Below are 18,616 nucleotides of genomic sequence, written 5' to 3' on the forward strand. Positions count from 1 at the left end.
GTAAGGGTCTGGTCGTGTGCGGCCGGCTTGAGGTCGGACGGGTGGGTCAGCGGTCCTGGTGGTCGGGGTCGAAGGCGGTGGGTTCGGCGGGCAGGGTGTAGCGGTCGCCGATGGGGTCGGCCACGCGCCGCCTGCTCTCCTCCGGGCTGAGGTGGTCGGCCTGCCGCTCCGCGGTCGCCACGTCGTCGGCCAGGTCGGCGTCGCCGAGGCTGTCGCGGATCCACGCCGAGTAGTCGCCCCTGCGCAGGTGGTACAGCCAGGTGTCGTCGTCGACGCCCTCCGCCAGCTCGACGAAGGTGTGCAGGTTCCTGGCCCGCAGCCGTAGCCGCTGCTCGGGGCCGGTGAAGTAGAAGCTCTTGTCCCTGGCCATGGTGCCCGCCGCGTATTTGCGCCGGTGGCGGGTGCGTTCGACGCGGGCCGGCGCCAGCGTGAGGCGCAGCGCGGTCACGTCCCCGACGTGCCACAGGGCGATGTCGCCGTCGATGGACGGCTGCAGCGTGGGGGCCTCCTCGCCCCGGGCCTCGGCGACGGCGGCCAGGGTGCCGGCCGGCTCCTTGCCCACCGCGATCGTGGCGGTCACCAGCTCCAGCGCGGCCGGGCTCAGCGCCTCGGGGTGCACGGTGATCATCAGCAGCGCGCCCACGTCGCCGGGCTGTTTGAGGGGAATGTGCCGTACCTCGGCGGGCATCAGGTGGTGGGCCTCGTCGATGAGGAGCCAGTGGGGGTGCCCGAGCTTGGCGCGCAGGCCGGTCAGCCGGGGCAGCAGCTCGGCGAAGTAGGTGGGGCGGTCGCGGAGCTGCAGGCCGATCAGGTTGATCACGACGCTGCTCCTGGGCTGCTCCAGCACGTGGACGACCTCGTCCACGCCCGGCACCCGGTCCGGGTCGCCCAGGACGGTGACGCCCGGATATTCGGCGTAGTCGCCTTCCGGGTCCACGATGACGCACTGGTAGCCCGCGCCGATGAGCCGTTCGAGCAGCGCGGTGGTGGCCGTGGACTTGCCGCTGCCCGAGGGGCCGGCCACGAGCAGGCCGACGCCGTACGGGGGGAGGCGCGCCTCCTCACCGTCCCTGCCGTTCTCGCCGCCTTCGTGGCCGAGCAGGACGTGGCGGCGCGGGATCTCCACCTCGTCCAGGTCGCCCGTCAGCATCATTGCGGCCAGCTCGGCCACGCCGTGCCCGGCCGCTCCGTTCAGGCGCAGGTCGGCGGCCTCCTTGAGCGCGGGCAGGGCGTTGGCCACGGCGGCGCCGCATTCGGCGGCGGTCAGGAACGCGTGGTCGTTCTCCCCGTCGCCGACCGCGACCACGCCGCGCGCCGACAGGGCCAGCCGGTCGAGGGCGGCCTCCAGCCCGGTGGCCTTGTTCACGCCGGGCGGCAGCACCATGACCGCGCCCTTGTTGAAGATGACCTGCAGCTCCAGGCCCAGGTCGCGGATCGCGGACAGGACCTGGACGTCGTGCGGCTCACGCGTGGCGATCAGCACCCGGCCGACGCCGAGCGGGGTGACGCCCTCCTCCCGCAGCCGGTCCACCAGCTCGCCGGGAGGAGGGTCGGCCAGGGCGTCGCTCGTGCGCTGGGCGGGGTCGTACAGGAGGCCGCCGTTCTCGGTCACGACGAGGTCGAACAGGCCGGGGTGCGGGAAGACGGACAGCAGGTCGTCGAGCTCGCGGCCGGTGACCAGCAGCAGCTTGACGCCCGAGCGGGACAGTCGCTCCAGTGCCTCGATGCTCTCCTCGGGCACGTGGCCGAGTTCGGCCAGGGTCTCGTCGTAGTCGCAGGCCAGCACGTTGTACCGCATGACCTTCCCCTTACCCGGTGGCGGACGGGCATCCGGGGAGGCGGGTGAATGTGAGGTGAACTTTGCTTTCTGGGGTAGGGCTCGGTTCCGCGTTGTTCAGGCTTGGGCCGGGAGGCTCCTCGCAGGCGGGCTCGGGGCTGGAGCCCCGAGCCCGATGGGTGTCCCCGGGCGCGGCGAGCAGGGGGTCCAAGGGCACGCCCCTCGATGCGAGGAGCGTGCGTTGTGGCCCCTGGAGACCCCGGAACGCTCGGGTCAGTGTTGGGACAGGAGGTGGGCGAGTTCTTGTTCTACCTCCTGGCTCGCCACGAACAGGAGCTCGTCGCCGGCCTCCAAAGGGTCGTCCGCCGTCGGGACCAGGACGCGGCCCTCTCGGAGGATCGCCACCAGCGCCGAGTCCACCGGCCACGGCACCGAGCCGGCTCGCTGGCCCACCACCGGCGCGTCGTCGGCCAGGGTGAGCTCGACCAGGTTCGCCTGGCCCTGGCGGAACGTCATCAGGCGGACCAGGTCGCCGACGCTGACCGCCTCCTCCACCAGGGCGCTCAGCAGGCGCGGGGTCGAGACGGCCACGTCGACGCCCCACGACTCGTTGAACAGCCACTCGTTGTTGGGGTGGTTGATGCGGGCCACCACGCGCGGCACGCCGTATTCGGTCTTGGCCAGCAGGGACACGACCAGGTTGACCTTGTCGTCGCCGGAGGAGGCGACCACGACGTGGCAGTTGTTGAGGCCGGCCTCGTCGAGGGAGGCGATCTCGCAGGCGTCGGCGAGGAGCCATTCGGCCCGGGGCACGCTGTCGATCTTGATGGCGCGCGGGTCGATGTCGATGAGGAGGACCTCGTGGCCGTTCTCCAGGAGCTCGGCCGCGATGGAGCGGCCTACGGCGCCCGCTCCGGCGATGGCGACGCGCATCACTCGTCCTCTTCCGGCGCCGCGGCGAGCACCTTGTTGATCCGGTCCATGTCGTTCTCGGCCGCGATGACGTGCAGGATGTCGCCCTCCTGCACCACCGTGTCGTCGGTGATGGTGACGGCCTCGCCCATGCGGTTGATGAAGGCCGCGCGGGTGCGGGCGCGGTGTTCGAGGTCGACGACCCGGGTGCCGATCCAGGCGGCGTTGGCGGCGACCTCCGCCAGGACGACGGTGCCGGTGGGGTCGCGCCAGAGCGGCTCGGCGCCCTCCGGCAGGATGCGGCGCATGATCTGGTCGGCGGTCCAGCGCACGGTCGCCACCGTGGGGATGCCCAGCCGCTGGTAGACCTCGGCCCGGCGGGGGTCGTAGATGCGGGCCACCACATTGTCGACGCCGAACGTCTCCCGTGCCACGCGGGCCGAGATGATGTTGGAGTTGTCGCCGCTGGAGACCGCCACGTACGCGGCCGCGGACTCGATGCCGGCCTCGGTCAGCACGTCGCGATCGAAGCCCACGCCCGTCACCCGCCGCCCGCGGAAACCCGCGCGCAGCCGGCGAAACGCCTGCGGGTCGCGGTCGATGATGGCGACGGAATGGCCGCTGTCTTCGAGGATGTGCGCGAGGGTCGATCCGACCCGGCCACACCCCATGATCACTATATGCATTTCCCCCCGCATGGTCGCGGTCGGCCCGTTGCTCGACACCAGTATGGCCCGACGGGGGAGTGCCGCGTTTAGCGCGTCTGCCTGGGGCTAGCATCTCGTTACGTGGCGAAGGTAACGGATCTTGTCAAACGCTTGCTCGTGGGACGTGCCCTGCGTAGCGGGCAGCTCCACGAGCAACTCCTCCCCAAACGGATCGCCCTGCCGGTCTTCGCGAGCGACGCGCTCTCCTCCGTGGCGTACGCACCCCAGGAGATCCTGGTCATCCTGTCGCTGGCCGGCGTCTCGTTCTACGCCTACAGCCCCTGGGTCGCCATCGCGGTCGTGGTGGTCATGCTCACGGTCGTGGCGTCGTACCGGCAGAACGTGCACGCCTATCCGAGCGGCGGCGGCGACTACGAGGTCGCGACCACCAACCTCGGCAAGAACGCCGGGCTCACCGTCGCCAGCGCCCTCATGGTCGACTACGTGCTGACCGTGGCGGTGTCCGTCGCCAACGGCGTCGACTACGTCGGCGCCACGATCCCGTTCGTGGGCCAGCACAAGCCCACCGTCGCCATCGTCATCGTCATCCTGCTCACCGTGGTCAACCTGCGCGGCATCCGCGAGTCCGGCGCCGCCTTCGCCATCCCCACGTACGCGTTCATGATCTCCGTCCTGGGCTTGATCCTCTGGGGTGGGTTCCGGCTGTTGCTGCTGCACGACGACATCCAGGCGCCGAGCGCCCACTTCACGATCGAACCCGAGCAGGTCAACCTCACGACCTTCGCCGCAGCCTTCCTGATCCTGCGCGCGTTCTCCTCCGGCTGCGCCGCCCTGACCGGTGTCGAGGCCATCAGCAACGGCGTGCCCGCCTTCAGGAAGCCCAAGAGCAAGAACGCCGCCACCACGCTGCTGATGATGGGCCTGGTCGCGATCACCATGTTCGGCGGCATCATCGCGCTCGCCCTGGCCTCCGGGGTCAAGATGGCCGAGCCGTCCGTGGTCGCCCGCGACCTGCTCAGGCCGGACGGCACGCCCGTCGGCCCCGGCTACTACCAGCAGCCGATCATCTCGCAGGTGGCCGACGCGGTGTTCGGCGGCGGGTCGCTGCCGTTCGTGGTCATCTCGGGGGTGACGGCGCTGATCCTGTTCCTGGCGGCGAACACCGCCTTCAACGGCTTCCCCGTCCTCGGCTCGATCCTGGCGCAGGACCGTTACCTGCCGCGCCAGTTGCACACCCGCGGCGACCGGCTGGCCTTCTCCAACGGCATCATCATCCTGGCGCTCGGCGCCTGCCTGCTGCTGTGGGGGTTCCAGGCCGACGTCAGCCGCCTGCTGAACCTGTACATCGTCGGCGTCTTCGTCTCCTTCACCCTCAGCCAGACCGGCATGGTCATCCACTGGACCCGCCACCTGAAGACCGAGACCGACCTCAGGGTCCGCCACCAGATGCACCGCTCCCGCGTCATCAACTTCTTCGGCGCGATCATGACCGGGCTGGTGCTGGTGGTCGTGCTGCTGACGAAGTTCCTGGTCGGGGCGTGGATCGTGTGCATCGCGATGCCGATCCTGTTCCTCATGATGAAGGGCATCAGGCGCCACTACGACAACGTGGCGGCCGAGCTGGAGATCACCGAGGACTACGAGCCGGCCATGCTGCCCGCCCGCAACCACGCGATCGTGCTGGTCTCGAAGATCCACAAGCCGACCATGCGCGCGCTCGCGTACGCCCGCGCCACCCGCCCGTCCAAGCTCGAGGCCATCACCGTCGGGGTGGAGGGCGAGGACGCGCGCAGACTGCAGGAGGAATGGGAACGGCGGGGCATTCCGGTGCCGCTCAAGATGCTCGACTCCCCCTACCGCGAGATCACGCAGCCGATCCTCGACTACGTCAAGACGCTGCGCAGGCGCTCGCCGCGCGACGTGGTGACCGTGTTCATCCCCGAGTACGTGGTCGGCCACTGGTGGGAGCACCTGCTGCACAACCAGAGCGCGCTGCGGCTGAAGGCGCGCCTGCTGTTCAAGCCCGGCGTCATGGTGACCAGCGTGCCGTGGCAGCTCCACTCCTCCGACCGGCTCCAGGGCAGGCCGGAGCCGTTCGCGCCCGGGGCGGTGCGCCGGCCCTGGCACCAGACGGCCAAGGAGGAAGAGGGGCAGATCAAAACTAGCTGAGCAGGGCCCGCAGCCGGTCGGTGTCGAGCGCGCTCCAGCCGGGCGGCGCGGCGACGGCGGCCCAGCCGTCCACGATGTTGGCGCCGTAGCGGTGCCCGTGCCCGAGCGGCACGTCCAGCGAGGCCGTCATGTCCACCAGCACCTGCCAGAACGTCACCAGCGGGAACCAGTTCATCTGCGGGTTCACGTCGGGCCCCCGCTGGCCCTCCAGCCACGCCGGCCGCCGGTAGATCAGCCGGGGCGACCACCACACCACCGGGTCGGAGGCGTTCTGCAGATAGACCACGCGAGGGTGCGGCCACGGGCCGGGCGGACGGCCGAGGTCGTCGGGGTGCTGGGCGAACCTGGCGGTCCTGCCCGCCCGGTAGACGGGCCGCCACACGGGGCTGCCGGGGTCGCGGCCGGTGACGAGGCGGTGCCAGACGCGGTTGGTATTCGGCGGGCCCACGAACAGCGCGCCGTCCGTCCGGGCCGCCAGGTCGTCCAGGTCGCGGAAGGACTCCTCCAGCTCGTACGACCCCAGGCTCTCGCCCGACAACATCAGCCGCGGTCGCGCCCCGGCGGGCAGCCGGGACCACCGGTCGTGGACCGCGTCGAACAGCGCCCGCCCCGTGGCCGCCGCCTTGTCCCTGTCGACCATGAACGACACCCAGCTCGGCAGGTAGGAGTACTGCAGGGCGACCATGGCGGAGCGGCCGTTGTACATGTACTCGAGGGTGTCGGCGATGCGCCGGTCCACCCAGCCGGTGCCGGTGGTGCCGAGCACGGCCAGCACGGGCCGGCCGAACGCGCCGGTGCGTTCCAGCTCCCGCACCGCCAGGGCCGCCTGGTCGCGTGGCGAGGAGGCGGCGTCGAGGCCGACGTAGACCCTGATGGGCTCGGCGGCGGGCCGCCCGGAGAAGGCGGCCAGCCGCGCCGGGGTGGCGGCGGTGCCGGTGAACCGGCGGCCCTCCCGCCCCAGCGACTCCCAGCCGACGAGCGAGCCGGGGCCGCCCGACACGTACGCCGAGGCGGGCCGGCGCACCCCGGGATGCGTGCCCTCGTTCGTGACCGACGAGACGTCGCTCATCCCGGCCACGAACCCGTTGAACAGCACGTCGTTGGCGAACACCGCGACGAGCCCGCCGACGACGAAGGCGCCGACGGCGTGGCCGACGTAGGCGGGGACGAACCGGTCGAGCCAGGTGTTGAGGCGGCGGCCGGCCAGGCGTACGAGCCGGGCGAGCAGGAGGGCCGCCGTGAAGAGGGCCGCGGCCACGGCCAGGATCACCGGCGGGAACCAGGTGATCCGGGTGTCCATGCCCATGAGCGCGCGCAGGTCGCGCTGCCAGTCGTAGCTGTACCAGAGCGTCACCGCCGCCAGCGCCGCGCATCCGCCGAGCAGGATCCGCCAGGCGATCCGGCGGGCCCGCTCGGGGAGCCGGTAGGAGATCGCGGCCCGGCCCATCGCGCCCAGGGCGGCGCCCACGGCGTAGCCGAGGATGCCGGTGACCGCGCCCATCACGCCTTGGTAGAGCCATGGGCGGGGGAGCAGCGACGGCGTGAGCGAGGCGCAGGCGAACAGCGTGGCCAGCAGCGTCCCCCCGAAGCCGAGCCGCCGCCGGACCACCCGCGACCTGTCCACGATCACCTAGAGTAGTGGATCAAGTCGGGAAAGTGGCCATCCGGTTGGGGCATAGGGTGTCGGTGTGGAACAGGCATCTCTCGAGCTGACGGTAGGTCCGGTCGCGCATGGCGGCTGGTGTGTGGCGCGCCATGAGGGGCGCGTGGTGTTCGTACGGCACGCCTTGCCAGGCGAGCGGGTGATCGCCGACGTCACCGAGGAGACGACCCGTTTCCTGCGAGCCGACGCCGTCGAGATCCTCGAGGCGTCGCCCGATCGCGTGGTCCCGCCCTGCCCCTACGCCGGGCCGGGGCGCTGCGGCGGCTGCGACTGGCAGCACGCCACGCCGGAGTCGCAGCGGCGGCTCAAGGCGCAGGTCGTGGCGGAGCAGCTCCGCCGGCTGGCGGGCATCGAGCGCGAGGTCGTGGTCGAGGAGGTCCCGGGGGTCAAAGACGGGCTCGGCTGGCGTACGCGGGTGCAGTTCGCCGCGACGCCCTCCGGCGAGCTGGGCTTCCGCAGGCACCGCTCGCACGACATCGAGATCGTGGACGCCTGCCTGATCGCCCATCCCGAGGTGGAGGCGGTCGGGGCGGAGGAGCACCGGTGGCCGGGCGCGTCCGGGGTCGAGGTCATCGCCTCCTCCGGCGGCGACCGGGCCGTGGTGGTGGCGCCCAGGCCGCGGCGCAGCGTCACCGTGCCGGACCTGGAGGCATCCGCCTCGGTCCTGCTCGACCAGGGCAAGGGCCGCACGGTGCCGAGGCGCGGGTCCGGCGTGCTGCACGAGCAGGTGGGCGACCGGGAGTTCCGGGTGGCGGGCAGCGGCTTCTGGCAGGTGCACCCGGGGGCCGCCGAGACGCTGCTCGACGCGGTGCTGGCCTACGCGGCGCCGGAGCCCGGGGAGTGGGCGCTCGACCTCTACTGCGGGGTCGGGCTGTTCGCGGCCGGCCTGGCGGAGGCCGTGGGGCCCGAGGGGGCGGTGTTCGGGATGGAGTCGGAGGCGGCGGCCGTACGCGATGCCCGCGCCAACCTCCGCGACCTGCCGCAGGCCCGGGTGGAGCGGGGGCGCGTGGAGGAGGCCCTCGACCGCTTCCAGATCGAACGTGCCGACCTCGTGGTGGTGGACCCGCCGCGGGCAGGGCTGGGGCGCGAGGTGGTGGAGCGGCTCGCCTCACTGGACGCCTCGCGCATCGTGTACGTCTCCTGTGACCCGGCCACCCTCTCCCGGGACCTGGCCTGGTTCGGCGAGCGCGGCTATCCGCTGGCCGACCTGCGGGCCTTCGACGCCTTTCCGATGACCCACCACGTGGAGTGCGTGGCGCTGCTGGTCAAGGAGTGACCTGGCGCTCGTGCGGCAGGAGGAAGCGCCAGGCGAGCGCGATCGGCCGGCCGGACGGCGAGCGATAGACGTGCCAGGAGCCGTCATGGGGGATCAGCCGGGCGATCGTACGCGCCCTGACGCCCTTGTAGTCCGTGCTCCCTGACGTGCCCGCTGAGCCCTCCCGCACGACGTCCGGGACGCCCTGCGGCCAGGGCTTCGGGGTCTTCGCCGGGGACGTGAGGGGTTCGGCGTGGAGCCGTACGCGGTCGGGCGCGTAGGGGCGGCCCTCGGCGGTGACGCGGCCGGCCAGGTGGGCGAGGCGGTCGCGGGCGCCGGCGAGCGCGGGGTCGTAACCGGCCGGGGCGCCGTCCAGGTTCGGCACGCGGACCTCGCGCATCCCGTTGCCGCTGTCGACGGCGAGGACCGTGGTGGGCGAGTCGAGGACCTTTGACGTGCCAGGCTTGGGCGAGGCGGTGGGGGGTCGGCCGGTCAGGTCCTGATCCAGGGCCTGGACCAGGGCTTTCACCTCGGTGGGTGGCAGCCGGAGCTCGTGCGTGGCGCCGGCGATGGCGCGGCCGTCGCCGTAGACGACCAGCAGCGGCGGGCGGACGGCGGGGAGGCCGGGCGCCATCAGGCCGCCCTCCCGCGACCATGCGGCGACAGGGCCGGCGGAGGGGCCGACGGCGGGGTCGGTGGAGGGGCCCGTGGAGGGGCCGGTGGAGGGGCCGGTGGAGGGGCCGGTGGAGGGCGGTTCGGCCTTCGGCTGGATGGACCGCGCCGGAGCGGAAGTGGTCGCCGTGGACCGGTGCACGGCGGTGCCGCCGCAGGCCGTGAGCGTCAGTGTCAGAGCGATGAGCCAACCCCGTTTCACGCCTTTGAGACGATCACCATGGGTGCGCGGTTCAGGCGTGCCGTGAGGGCGATGCCGGCGATCTCGGTGCCGGCGATCTCGGTGGTCGTGCTCGTGCCGGCGCCGTCCGGGGGGCTGTGAGGCCTGTCCCTAGGGGTTTCGGGCCGGCGCCGCTGCCTGCGCAGACGCCTCTGGAGTCACTCTGGTTTACATTCGCCTTAGGTGAATGTCCCGATTTTGATGACAAATCAGTATCGGTCCCGACAGAATGCGGTGCCATCCAGCGTCTACCGCAACTGGAGGAAACCCCCTATGCGTAGACCCCTTGGGGTACTCGCCGCAGCCGTCAGCCTGGCAGCGATCGCCGTGCCCGTGAGCGCGGCGCAGGCTGCCGCGGCTACGGAAGCGGCCCGGTGTCGCGTGAGCGTGGCCAAGCCGAGCGTCGGCGACACCTTGAAGATCGAATCTTCCGCCGCCCGCCGTGGCTGCTCTAATTCAGCGCTCCTGCGCATCCGTATAAAGCGTGCCGTCCCCGGCGCCGACCCCGTCGTCAAGAGCGGGGCCAGCAGGAACGGCCGTATCTCCCTGACGCTCCCGTGCGAGCCGGGCACCTATTACGCGGTCGCCACCGACTACCGCAGCCGCTCGGTCAAGTCCAAGGCGTCCAAGCTGACGTGCACCCCGGGCAGTGGCACGCCCGGCAACGGCACCGGCAGGCCCACGCCCACGCCCAGCTCCAGGCCCACGTCGTCCGCGACGCCCACGCCTACGCCCACCTCCAGTGCCACCACGCCGCCCCCGTCGTCCGGGAGCGTCGGCACGACCGAGGAGAACGAGGTCGTGCGGCTGACCAACGCCGAGCGCGCCAAGGGCGGCTGCCAGCCGCTCAAGCACGACCCGCAGCTCCGTGCGGCCGCCTTCGGCCACTCTTCCGACATGGCCGCGAAGAACTACTTCAGCCACACCTCGCAGGACGGCCGCAGCTTCATGGACCGCATCCGGGCGGCCGGCTTCACCGGGGGTTCCGGTTGGGCCGAGAACATCGCGATGGGGCAGCCGACCCCCGCTGCGGTGGTCACCGCCTGGATGAACAGCTCCGGTCACAAGGCCAACATCATGAACTGCAAGTACAACCTCATCGGGGTCGGCGCGGCCAAGAACTCGAAGGGCCAGATCTACTGGACCCAGAACTTCGCCGCGAAGTAAGGCCCGCGAGGAGAGCAGCGCCCTAGAGGGAGGCCCGCAGGCGGCCCAGCTCGTCGGCGATGGTGGCCAGGGTCCAGTGGGCGTTCAGCCCGCTGGGATTGGGCAGCACCCACACCCTGGCCCCGCCCACGAGCTCCTCCTGCGGGCCGATCCGGGCCTTGGGGCGTCCGAAGGCCGTGCGGTAGGCGGAGACGCCGAGCACGGCCAGGACCTTCGGGCCGAGCCCGGCCACCTTCGCCGCCAGCGCGGCGCCGCCGTCGGCCAGCTCCTGCCGGGTCAGCTCCGACGCTTTCGCGCTCGGGCGGGGCACGATGTTCGTGATGCCCAGCCCGTACGAGGGGAGCAGGTCCTGTTCGGCGGGCGCGAGCCGGCGCGGGGTGAAGCCGGACAGGTGCAGCGCCGGCCAGAAACGGTTGCCGGGACGGGCGAAGTGGTGTCCGGTGGCCTCGGACATCAGGCCGGGGTTGATGCCGCAGAAGAGCACGTCGAGCGAGGGGCCGAGAACGTCGTTGAGCACGTGCCGGAGATTAGCCCATGTCTTCGAGTTTGCGGCCCTTGGTCTCCCTGACCCACCTGGTCACGAAGAAGAATGACAGGAGCGCGAAGAGCGCGTACATGGCGTACGTGAGCGGCAGGTTCCACGCCGCCAGCGCCGGGAACGACACCGTGATCGCCCAGTTGGCGATCCACTGGGCCGCCGCGGCCACGCCCAGGGCGGCGGCACGGATGCGGTTCGGGAACATCTCGCCCAGCAGCACCCAGACCACCACACCCCATGACAGGGCGAAGAACAGCACGAACACGTTGGCCGCGACGAGCGCGATCGGGCCCTGCGGGTCGGGCAGCGTGACCGACTCGCCCGCGCCCCGGCCGGCGCTGAACGCCCACGCCGCGGTGGCCAGCGAGATCGCCATGCCGGCCGAGCCGATCTGCAACAGCGGCCTGCGGCCGATCCGGTCCACCAGGGCGATCGCGATGAACGTGCCGATGATGTTGATGATCGAGCTGGAGAAGCTGATCAGCAGGGAGTCGCTCTGGTTGATGCCGACCGACTGCCACAGCACGGACGAGTAGTAGAAGATCACGTTGATACCCACGAACTGCTGGAAGACCGAGAGCACGATGCCGATCCACACGATCGGCAGCAGCCCCAGCGCGGGCCCGCGCAGGTCCTTCAGCCCCGGAACACGCTCGGTGCGCAGCACGTGCTGGATCTCCGAGACGCGGGCGTCGAGGTCCACGTCGTCGCCCTCGACCTCGGCCAGCACCACGCGCGCCTGCCTGGTCCGACCGGACATGATCAGGTAGCGGGGCGACTCGGGGATGTTCAGGGCGAAGAGGAGATAGAGCAGCGCCGGCACGACGCAGGCGCCCAGCATCCACTGCCACGCCTCCAGCCCCAGCAGGTCGTTGTTCACATCGCCGCCGGCCAGCCGCGCGATCACATAGTTGACCAGTTGCGAGACCGCGATGCCGAGCACGATGGCCAACTGCTGGAACGAGCCCAGCCGCCCCCGGTAGGCGGGCGGGGCCACCTCGGCGATGTACGCGGGCCCGAGCACCGACGCCATGCCGATGGCGAAGCCCGCGACCACCCGCCAGAACGCCAGATCCCAGATCGCGAACGGCAGCATCTGCCCGATCGAGCTGATCGCGAACAGGATCGCCGCGACCTGCATCGACCGGGTACGCCCCCACCGGTCCGCCAGCCCTCCGCCCGCCCAGGCCCCCAGAGCGGAGCCCAGGAGGGCGATGGCCACCACGAACCCGGTCTCGACCGGGCCCACCGCGAAGTGCTTCTGGATCCCGACCACCGCGCCGTTGATGACGGAGCTGTCGTAGCCGAACAGGAACCCCCCGATGGCCGCCGCCGCCGTGATGAACACGACGTGGCCCAGGTGCTCACGATGGGTGTACTGACTAGCCATGCAGGTCCTCCCCCGAGTGATCGGGGAACTACCCGCAGGTCAGCCACGTATTCCCGTCAGAGCCGGGGATCCACGGGCTCGGACTCCAGGGCGAGCACGGCGAACACCGCCTCGTGCACCCGCCAGCCCGCCTCGCCGTCCGCCAGCCGCGACAGCGCCTCCAGGCCGAGCGCGTATTCGCGCAGCGCCATCGAGCGCTTCTTGCCGAGGAAGCGGCGGCGCAGCACGTCGAGGGACTCGGTGTAGTCGGGGCCGTAGATGATACGCAGGTATTCGCGCCCGCGCACCTTGACCCCGGGCTGCACCCGCCCCGGCGTGTACGCGGCGGGCTTGACCACCATGCCCTCCCCGCCGTCCGCCGTCATCGACTCCCACCAGGCGGTCGCCTCGGCCCTGGATCCGGGCGAGTCCAGGTCGACGAAGACGTGCCGGGTCCGGGTGATCAGCGGCGAGTCGAGCAGCGCCAGCGTGGACAGATGCCAGGCGTGCGGCTCCAGCGCCGTGGCCCGCCCCTCGCAGGCCAGGATCTGGAACGGCGCCAGCCGGATCCCGTCCAGGCCGTCGACCGGCCAGCAGTAGCGTGCGTAAGCGTCGCGGAAAAGGGCAGCGTTGAAGGAGCGGCGTCGGGTGCGGTCCAACAGATCGCCCACACCCAGCCCGCGCCCGGCCGCCGCTTCAAGAGCCGAGACCGCCTCGGGCAGGGCCGCGCGGGCCGCCGCCCCGACGGAGGCGTACTGCGACTTGATCAGCTCGCCCGCCTTCGCCGACCAGGGCAGCAGCTCGCAGTCGAGCACCACCCAGTCGGAGTCCAGCTCGGCCCAGAGCGGCCCGCACGCCTCGCGCAGCCGCTCGACCAGCGGCGCGGTGTCGTCGAAGAACGGCCGGCCCGTGCGCGTGTAGATCGCGCCCGCGCTCCCGTCGCTCACCCCGAACCTGGCCGCGGCCGCCTCCGGTGTCCTGGCCAGCACGGCGACGGCGCGCGAGCCCATGTGCTTCTCCTCGCACACGACCTCGCGCACCCCGGCCGCGGCGAACTCCTCGAACGCCTCGTGCGGGTGCTCCAGGTAGCCGTCGAGCCGGGAGGCCTCCGGCGGGGCCATGGTCGGCGGCAGGTAGACCAGCCAGCGCGGGTCCACCGCGAACCGGCTCATGACCTCGAGCGCGGCGGCCGCGTTCTCCTCCATCACCTTGACCCTGGTGCCGAACCTGGTGTCGAGGTGCCGGGTGCCGGTCACGTCGCCGATGTCGAGCATGCCCGGATCGCGGACGGCGGAGGCCAGCGGCTTGGCGGGCTCGTACCAGACCTTCTCGGCGGCGACCTGGACGATCTGGCGCTCCGGGTAGCGCAGCGCGGTCAGGTGGCCCCCGAACACCGCGCCGGTGTCGAGGCAGATCGTGTTGTTGACCCACTCCGGCCTGGTCGTGGGCGTGTGGCCGTAGACGACCATGGCGCGGCCGCGGTAGTCGTCGGCCCACGGGTAGCGGACCGGCAGGCCGTACTCGTCGGTCTCGCCGGTGGTGTCGCCGTAGAGGGCGAAGGAGCGTACGCGGCCCGAGGCGCGGCCGTGGTAGGCCTCCTTGAGCCCGGCGTGCGCGACGACCAGCCGGCCGCCGTCGAGCCGGTAGTGGCTGATCAGGCCGTCCATGAACGCCTTGGCCCGCTCCACGAACTCCGGCGGCTGCGCGGCGAGCTGGTCCAGCGACTCCTGGAGGCCGTGCGCGACCTTGACCTTGCGGCCGTTGAGCGCGCGCACCAGCTTCTGCTCGTGGTTGCCGGCCACGCAGATGGCGGTGCCGGCCTCGACCATCTCCATGACCAGGCGCAGCACGCCGGGCGTGTCGGGACCGCGGTCCACCAGGTCGCCGACGAACACCGCGATACGGCCCTCCGGGTGCCGAGTCCCCTCCCAGCCGAGCTCGCGCAGCAGCGACTCCAGCTCCGCGCGGCAGCCGTGCACGTCGCCGATGATGTCGAACGGGCCGGTCAGCTCCGTCTTGTCGGTCCACGCCCTCTCGTACGTGATCTCGGCGGCGTCGATCTCCTCGGTGCCCCGGAGCACGTGCACCCGGCGGAACCCGTCGTTCGAGATCTTCCCGAGCGAGCGGCGCAGGTCCTTGCGCTGCCTGATCACCACGCCGGGGCCGAAGTCGCGCTCGGGGCGGATGGCGTTGCGCTCGATGGCCACCTCCTCCGGCACGTCGAGGACGATGGCGTCGGCCAGCACGTCGTGCTTCTTGGCCAGGTCGATGAGGCTCCTGCGGGCGGCGTACTGGACGTTGGTGGCGTCGACCACGGTGAGCAGGCCCCTGGCCAGGCGCACGCCGACGATGTGGTGCAGCAGGTCGAACGCGGCCGGGGTGGCCGCCTGGTCGTTCTCGTCGTCGGCGACCAGGCCGCGGCAGAAGTCGGAGGAGATGACCTGCGTGGGCTTGAAGTGCCTGCGGGCGAACGTGGACTTGCCGCTGCCGGACACGCCGACGAGCACCACGAGGGAGAGCTCAGGAACGCTGATCACGGGTGAACACTCCCATCTGGGTGGGCGGGCCGACCTCGGGGTCGTCGTCGCCGACCGGGGTGAAGGCGACCTGGTAGCCGTACCGGCCGGCCACCCGGGTGGCCCACGCGGCGAACTCGGCCCTGGTCCACTCGAAGCGGTGGTCGGGGTGGCGCAGGCCGGTCAGGAACTCGTAGCGGACGTTGTGCTCGATGTTGGGGGTGGTGACCAGGACGTGCCGGGGCTGCGCGTGGCCGAACACGACCTGCTCGAGCGCGGCCAGGCGGGGCGGGTCGACGTGCTCGATCACCTCCATGAGGACGGCGGCGTCGTAGCCGGACAGCCGTCTGTCGGTGTAGGTGAGCGCGCCCTGGAACAGGGTGAGCCGGGCGCGCTTGGCGTCGGGCATGCGGTCGAGGCGCAGCTTGCGGGCGGCGATGGTGAGCGCCATCGGCGAGACGTCCATGCCGCCGACCCTGGCGAACCGGGGCTGGGACAGCAGCGCGCCGACCAGCTCACCCCTGCCGCAGCCCAGATCGATCACGCTGGTCGCGCCGAGCTCCGCCAGCTTGGCGAGCACGGCCTCGCGCCGCCTGAGGTTGAGCGGCGTGGCCTTCTCCTCAACGACGAGCTCCTCGACGGCGGGCTCCTCGACAGCAGGCCCCTCGACGATGGGCTCCTCGACAGCGGACCTTTCGACGACGGGCCCCTCAGCAGCGGGTCCCTCAGCAGCGGGCTCTTCGACGATGGGCTCGACCGCGGGCTCCAGCTCCTCCTCGGTCTCGTCGCCCAGCTCGGCCAGCCGGGCCAGCGCTGTGCGGGCCAGCGCCCAGCGCCGTCCCAGGTAGCGGCGGGTGATCAGGCCGCGCTCCGGGTGCCCGTGCAGCCAGCCCTCGCCCGCCCTGATCAGCTTGTCCACCTCGTCGGGGGCGACCCAGTAGTGCTTGCCGTCGTCGAGGACGGGGAGCAGCACGTACAGGTGGTTGAGGGCGTCGGACAGGCGGCACGTGCCGCGCAGGACGAGCCGGACATAGCGCGACTCGCCCCACTCGGGAAAGCCCTCGTCGAGCGGCACCGGCCCCGCGTCCACCTCCCAGCCGAGCGGCTCGAACAACCGCCGCGCCAGGTCGGGACCGCCCCGGCAGGGCAGCGCCGGCAGCAGCAGCTCCAGCGGCAGCGGCGTGCCGGGCAGCTCGGGCCGGGCCTTGCAGCGGCCCGCCCGCGCGGTGCGGAACACGTCGGCCAGCGCCACGGCCAGCAACGAGGAGGCCGCGTAGGGGCGGTCGTTGACGTACTGCGACAGGCTGAAGTCGGGGGAGTTCTTGCCGCGCGACCTGACCAGCGCGATCGGGTCCACCTCGAGCATGAGCGCCGCCGTGCAGCGCTCCGCGCCCGCCTCCGGATAGAACACCGTGGCCGTGCCGAACGACTGGCTGAACTCCTGCACGCGCTCGGGATGCTTGTGCAGGAGAAAGCCCAGGTCGGTGGCGGGTGTCGCGGTGGTCGTGATCGTCAGCAGCACGCCCCAAGTGTGCCGTAACCCCACGAAGCACCGCCAACCTATTACGGCAGGTGCGGGAGGACCTCGGCCGCGATCAGCTCCAGGTGTTCGAGGTCGGACAGGTCCATGATCTGCAGGTAGGCCGTCTCCGTGCCCAGCTCGGCGAACTTCCCGAGCTTGTCCAGCACCTCGGCCGGGGTGCCGGCCAGGCCGCCGGCACGCAGGTTGGCCGGGTCCTGGTCGATGGCGGCCGCGCGCCGCGCGACCTCCGCCTCGTCGCGCCCGACGACGGTCGTCTGCGCCACTGACAACCGCACGGTACGCCCGGTCGTCTCGCACGCCTCCCGCACCCTGCCGAACGCCTGCCCCGTGTCGTCCGGGGTGTGGAACGGCACGTTGTACTCGTCGGCGTACGTCGCCGCCAGCCTCGGCGTGCGCTTGGCCCCGATCCCACCGATGATCAACGGCGGCCGGGGGCGCTGCGCCGGCTTGGGCAGCGCGGGGGAGTCGGCCAGCCGGTAGTAGCGGCCCTCGAAGGAGTAGCCCTTGTCCGCGGTCCACAGGCCCGTGATGATCTCGAGCTGCTCCTCGAACCGGCCGAACCGCTCGCCCACCGGCGGGAACGGGATGCCGTACGCGGAGTGCTCCCCGTCGAACCAGCCGGTGCCGAAGCCCAGCTCGACCCGGCCCGCGCTCATCTGGTCGACCGTGGCCACGCTGATCGCCAGCGGCCCCGGCAGCCGGAACGTCGCGGCGGTCACCAGCGTGCCCAGCCGGATCCGCGAGGTCTCCCTGGCCAGCCCGGCGAGCGTGATCCACGCGTCGGTCGAGCCGGGACCCGGGTCGCCGGGGCCGATGCGCTGATAGTGGTCAGAACGGAAGAAAGCATCAAAACCCAGCCGTTCGGTGGCCTGGGCGACGGTGAGCAGGTCGTCATATGTCGCGCCCTGCTGGGGCTCGGTGAAGATCCGCAGCTTCATGACCACATTATCCGCACACATCGGACGCGCACCGGAAAACGCCCGCGCCGCGCCGCGGAAGCTTGCTAGCGTTCACCCGCCGTGCCTTAACGTAGCCGACCGACCACCTGGGGTGGCCTATGCCTCGGCACAAGAGGGAGCCCGGTATGCTCCCGCGTCCGCTCGCCGTTCTCGGGGCGCTCGCGCTCGCCGCCGGCACCGTCGCGGCGATCCGCATGCTCCCCGCGGGCGCCGTCCCGGCGGCCCTGCCGCCGGTCGCCCGCCCTCCCGTCGTCGCCTCCTCGCCCGTGGTGACGGTGCGGCCCCCGGTCTTCGTCGGGTTCGTCGACACCGCCCGCGAGCCGGGCTTCGACCTGCCCGCCGTGTCCCGCCGCACCGACATCCGCAGGTTCGCGCTCGGCCACCTCGTCGCGGGCGGCGACGGCTGCGCACCCAAGTGGACCGGCCTGCCCGCCACGTCCCCCGCGATCGGCGGGACGGGCTCGCCGGATCGGAGCGCCGATCTCTACGGGAGTGGTTCGCGGGATCGGAGCGCCGACCCTTACCGGACCGGGTTGCTCGATCCCGGCAGGAATCCGGTGGCCAACCGGATCGGCCGGCTCAGGGCGCTGGGCGGTGACGCCGCTCCCGTGTTCGGTGGGCCCGGCGGCCGAGAACTGGCCGCGACCTGCATCCGGCCGGGCGGCTTGGCCGCCGCCTACCGCCGGGTGGTCGGGGCGTTCGACGCCGACGCCATCGACTTCGAGGTCCGCGACAGCGCCGAGCGCGCCGTGGTGCTGCGCCGGGCGCGCGCCATCCGGGCCATGCAGCTCGAACGGCGGCTGCGGGTCAGTTTCACGCTGCGGCTGAGGTCGTACGGGCTGGGATCGGGAGACCTGGCGATGCTGCGCGCCACCCGCGAGGAGGGCGCCGACATCGGCACCGTCAACCTGCTGGCCCCCGTCGAGGGCAGCCGCCTCGGCCCGATGGCCACGGCCGTGCAGGCGGCCAGGGACCAGATCGCGCGGGCCCACGGCCTGCCCGACCCCGCCCAGGCGTGGCGCCGCATCGCGCTGACCCCGGTGCTGGTGGGCGAGGACGCCCTGAGCGAGCCCGACGCCCGCAAGCTCACCGCCTACGCCGCCCACCACGGGCTGGCCTGGCTGTCACTGCGCGGAGTCACCCCAAGGCCGGACGTATCGCGAATTCTTTGGCGTACTCCACCCTGAA

Annotated in this window: 15 protein-coding genes; 4 read left to right on the top strand and 11 right to left on the bottom strand. The window is 71.9% G+C overall.

From position 1 onward, the window contains the following. Positions 1-46: 46 nt before the first annotated feature. The 3 genes from AB0I15_RS12905 to AB0I15_RS12915 all read right to left on the bottom strand — a co-directional run bounded on the left by AB0I15_RS12905 (position 47) and on the right by AB0I15_RS12915 (position 3,375). The gene (locus AB0I15_RS12905) at positions 47-1,798 is read right to left on the bottom strand and encodes an HAD hydrolase family protein (RefSeq protein ID WP_358094010.1); all 1,752 of its coding nucleotides are present in this window, start codon (positions 1,796-1,798) and stop codon (positions 47-49) included. Positions 1,799-2,050: 252 nt separating this feature from the next. Beyond that, positions 2,051-2,710, bottom strand: a complete 660-nt coding sequence (locus tag AB0I15_RS12910; protein WP_358094013.1) for a TrkA family potassium uptake protein — start codon at positions 2,708-2,710, stop codon at positions 2,051-2,053. Continuing rightward, positions 2,710-3,375 carry a TrkA family potassium uptake protein gene (locus tag AB0I15_RS12915; protein WP_358094015.1) on the bottom strand — a complete coding sequence of 222 codons (666 nt, stop codon included), beginning with the start codon at positions 3,373-3,375 and terminating at the stop codon, positions 2,710-2,712. The genes AB0I15_RS12910 and AB0I15_RS12915 overlap by 1 nt, the downstream gene beginning before the upstream one ends. Before the next feature lie 102 nt (positions 3,376-3,477). Here AB0I15_RS12915 and AB0I15_RS12920 point away from each other — a divergent pair, with 102 nt between their 5' ends. Beyond that, positions 3,478-5,526, top strand: a complete 2,049-nt coding sequence (locus AB0I15_RS12920; protein WP_358094018.1) for an APC family permease — start codon at positions 3,478-3,480, stop codon at positions 5,524-5,526. Here AB0I15_RS12920 and AB0I15_RS12925 read toward each other — a convergent pair. Further along, entirely contained in the window at positions 5,519-7,156 is a 1,638-nt protein-coding gene (locus tag AB0I15_RS12925; RefSeq protein ID WP_358094021.1) for an alpha/beta-hydrolase family protein, read from the bottom strand. The genes AB0I15_RS12920 and AB0I15_RS12925 overlap by 8 nt on opposite strands. Positions 7,157-7,214: 58 nt before the next feature. On the opposite strand from AB0I15_RS12925, the gene AB0I15_RS12930 reads away from it, so the two are divergent. Further along, a complete protein-coding gene (locus tag AB0I15_RS12930; protein WP_358094024.1) occupies positions 7,215-8,465 on the top strand; it encodes a class I SAM-dependent RNA methyltransferase in 1,251 nt (416 codons plus the stop codon). On the opposite strand, the gene AB0I15_RS12935 is transcribed toward AB0I15_RS12930, so the two are convergent. Then, positions 8,455-9,318 carry a hypothetical protein gene (locus AB0I15_RS12935; protein WP_358094027.1) on the bottom strand — a complete coding sequence of 288 codons (864 nt, stop codon included), beginning with the start codon at positions 9,316-9,318 and terminating at the stop codon, positions 8,455-8,457. The genes AB0I15_RS12930 and AB0I15_RS12935 overlap by 11 nt on opposite strands. 611 nt (positions 9,319-9,929) lie before the next feature. Then, positions 9,930-10,118: a hypothetical protein gene (locus tag AB0I15_RS12940; RefSeq protein WP_358094030.1), complete on the bottom strand. Its 189-nt coding sequence runs from the start codon at positions 10,116-10,118 to the stop codon at positions 9,930-9,932. Between the two features lie 19 nt (positions 10,119-10,137). Between AB0I15_RS12940 and AB0I15_RS12945 the strand changes: the two genes are divergently transcribed. After that, positions 10,138-10,503, top strand: a complete 366-nt coding sequence (locus tag AB0I15_RS12945; protein ID WP_358094033.1) for a CAP domain-containing protein — start codon at positions 10,138-10,140, stop codon at positions 10,501-10,503. A gap of 22 nt (positions 10,504-10,525) precedes the next feature. Here AB0I15_RS12945 and mug read toward each other — a convergent pair whose 3' ends face one another. From mug to AB0I15_RS12970, 5 genes are read right to left on the bottom strand one after another with little or no spacing between them, the layout of a single operon-like run. After that, positions 10,526-11,020, bottom strand: coding sequence for a G/U mismatch-specific DNA glycosylase (gene mug / locus AB0I15_RS12950; protein ID WP_358094036.1), 495 nt, complete (start codon positions 11,018-11,020; stop codon positions 10,526-10,528). A gap of 10 nt (positions 11,021-11,030) precedes the next feature. Beyond that, positions 11,031-12,431 (bottom strand): sugar porter family MFS transporter, encoded by a 1,401-nt coding sequence (locus AB0I15_RS12955; protein ID WP_358094039.1) that lies wholly within the window; start codon positions 12,429-12,431, stop codon positions 11,031-11,033. 56 nt (positions 12,432-12,487) lie between these two features. Next, a complete protein-coding gene (locus AB0I15_RS12960) occupies positions 12,488-14,947 on the bottom strand; it encodes a polynucleotide kinase-phosphatase (protein ID WP_358094042.1) in 2,460 nt (819 codons plus the stop codon). Further along, a complete protein-coding gene (locus tag AB0I15_RS12965; protein WP_358094045.1) occupies positions 14,931-16,448 on the bottom strand; it encodes a 3' terminal RNA ribose 2'-O-methyltransferase Hen1 in 1,518 nt (505 codons plus the stop codon). Before AB0I15_RS12965 ends, AB0I15_RS12960 begins: the two co-directional genes overlap by 17 nt. A gap of 41 nt (positions 16,449-16,489) precedes the next feature. Continuing rightward, positions 16,490-17,407 carry an LLM class F420-dependent oxidoreductase gene (locus AB0I15_RS12970; RefSeq protein WP_358094048.1) on the bottom strand — a complete coding sequence of 306 codons (918 nt, stop codon included), beginning with the start codon at positions 17,405-17,407 and terminating at the stop codon, positions 16,490-16,492. A gap of 146 nt (positions 17,408-17,553) precedes the next feature. On the opposite strand from AB0I15_RS12970, the gene AB0I15_RS12975 reads away from it, so the two are divergent. After that, positions 17,554-18,615 carry a hypothetical protein gene (locus tag AB0I15_RS12975; RefSeq protein ID WP_358094051.1) on the top strand — a complete coding sequence of 354 codons (1,062 nt, stop codon included), beginning with the start codon at positions 17,554-17,556 and terminating at the stop codon, positions 18,613-18,615. The last annotated feature ends 1 nt before the right edge of the window (position 18,616 follow it).

The organism is Nonomuraea sp. NPDC050643 (assembly GCF_040654715.1).
GTDB lineage: Bacteria > Actinomycetota > Actinomycetes > Streptosporangiales > Streptosporangiaceae > Nonomuraea.

What these genes read in the sequence shown, in the direction of transcription:
- AB0I15_RS12905 (WP_358094010.1), bottom strand. Translation starts at nt 1,798, where the DNA reads ATGCGGTACAACGTGCTGGCCTGCGACTACGACGAGACCCTGGCCGAA.
- AB0I15_RS12910 (WP_358094013.1), bottom strand. Translation starts at nt 2,710, where the DNA reads ATGCGCGTCGCCATCGCCGGAGCGGGCGCCGTAGGCCGCTCCATCGCG.
- AB0I15_RS12915 (WP_358094015.1), bottom strand. Translation starts at nt 3,375, where the DNA reads ATGCATATAGTGATCATGGGGTGTGGCCGGGTCGGATCGACCCTCGCG.
- AB0I15_RS12955 (WP_358094039.1), bottom strand. Translation starts at nt 12,431, where the DNA reads ATGGCTAGTCAGTACACCCATCGTGAGCACCTGGGCCACGTCGTGTTC.
- AB0I15_RS12970 (WP_358094048.1), bottom strand. Translation starts at nt 17,407, where the DNA reads ATGAAGCTGCGGATCTTCACCGAGCCCCAGCAGGGCGCGACATATGAC.
- AB0I15_RS12975 (WP_358094051.1), top strand. Translation starts at nt 17,554, where the DNA reads ATGCTCCCGCGTCCGCTCGCCGTTCTCGGGGCGCTCGCGCTCGCCGCC.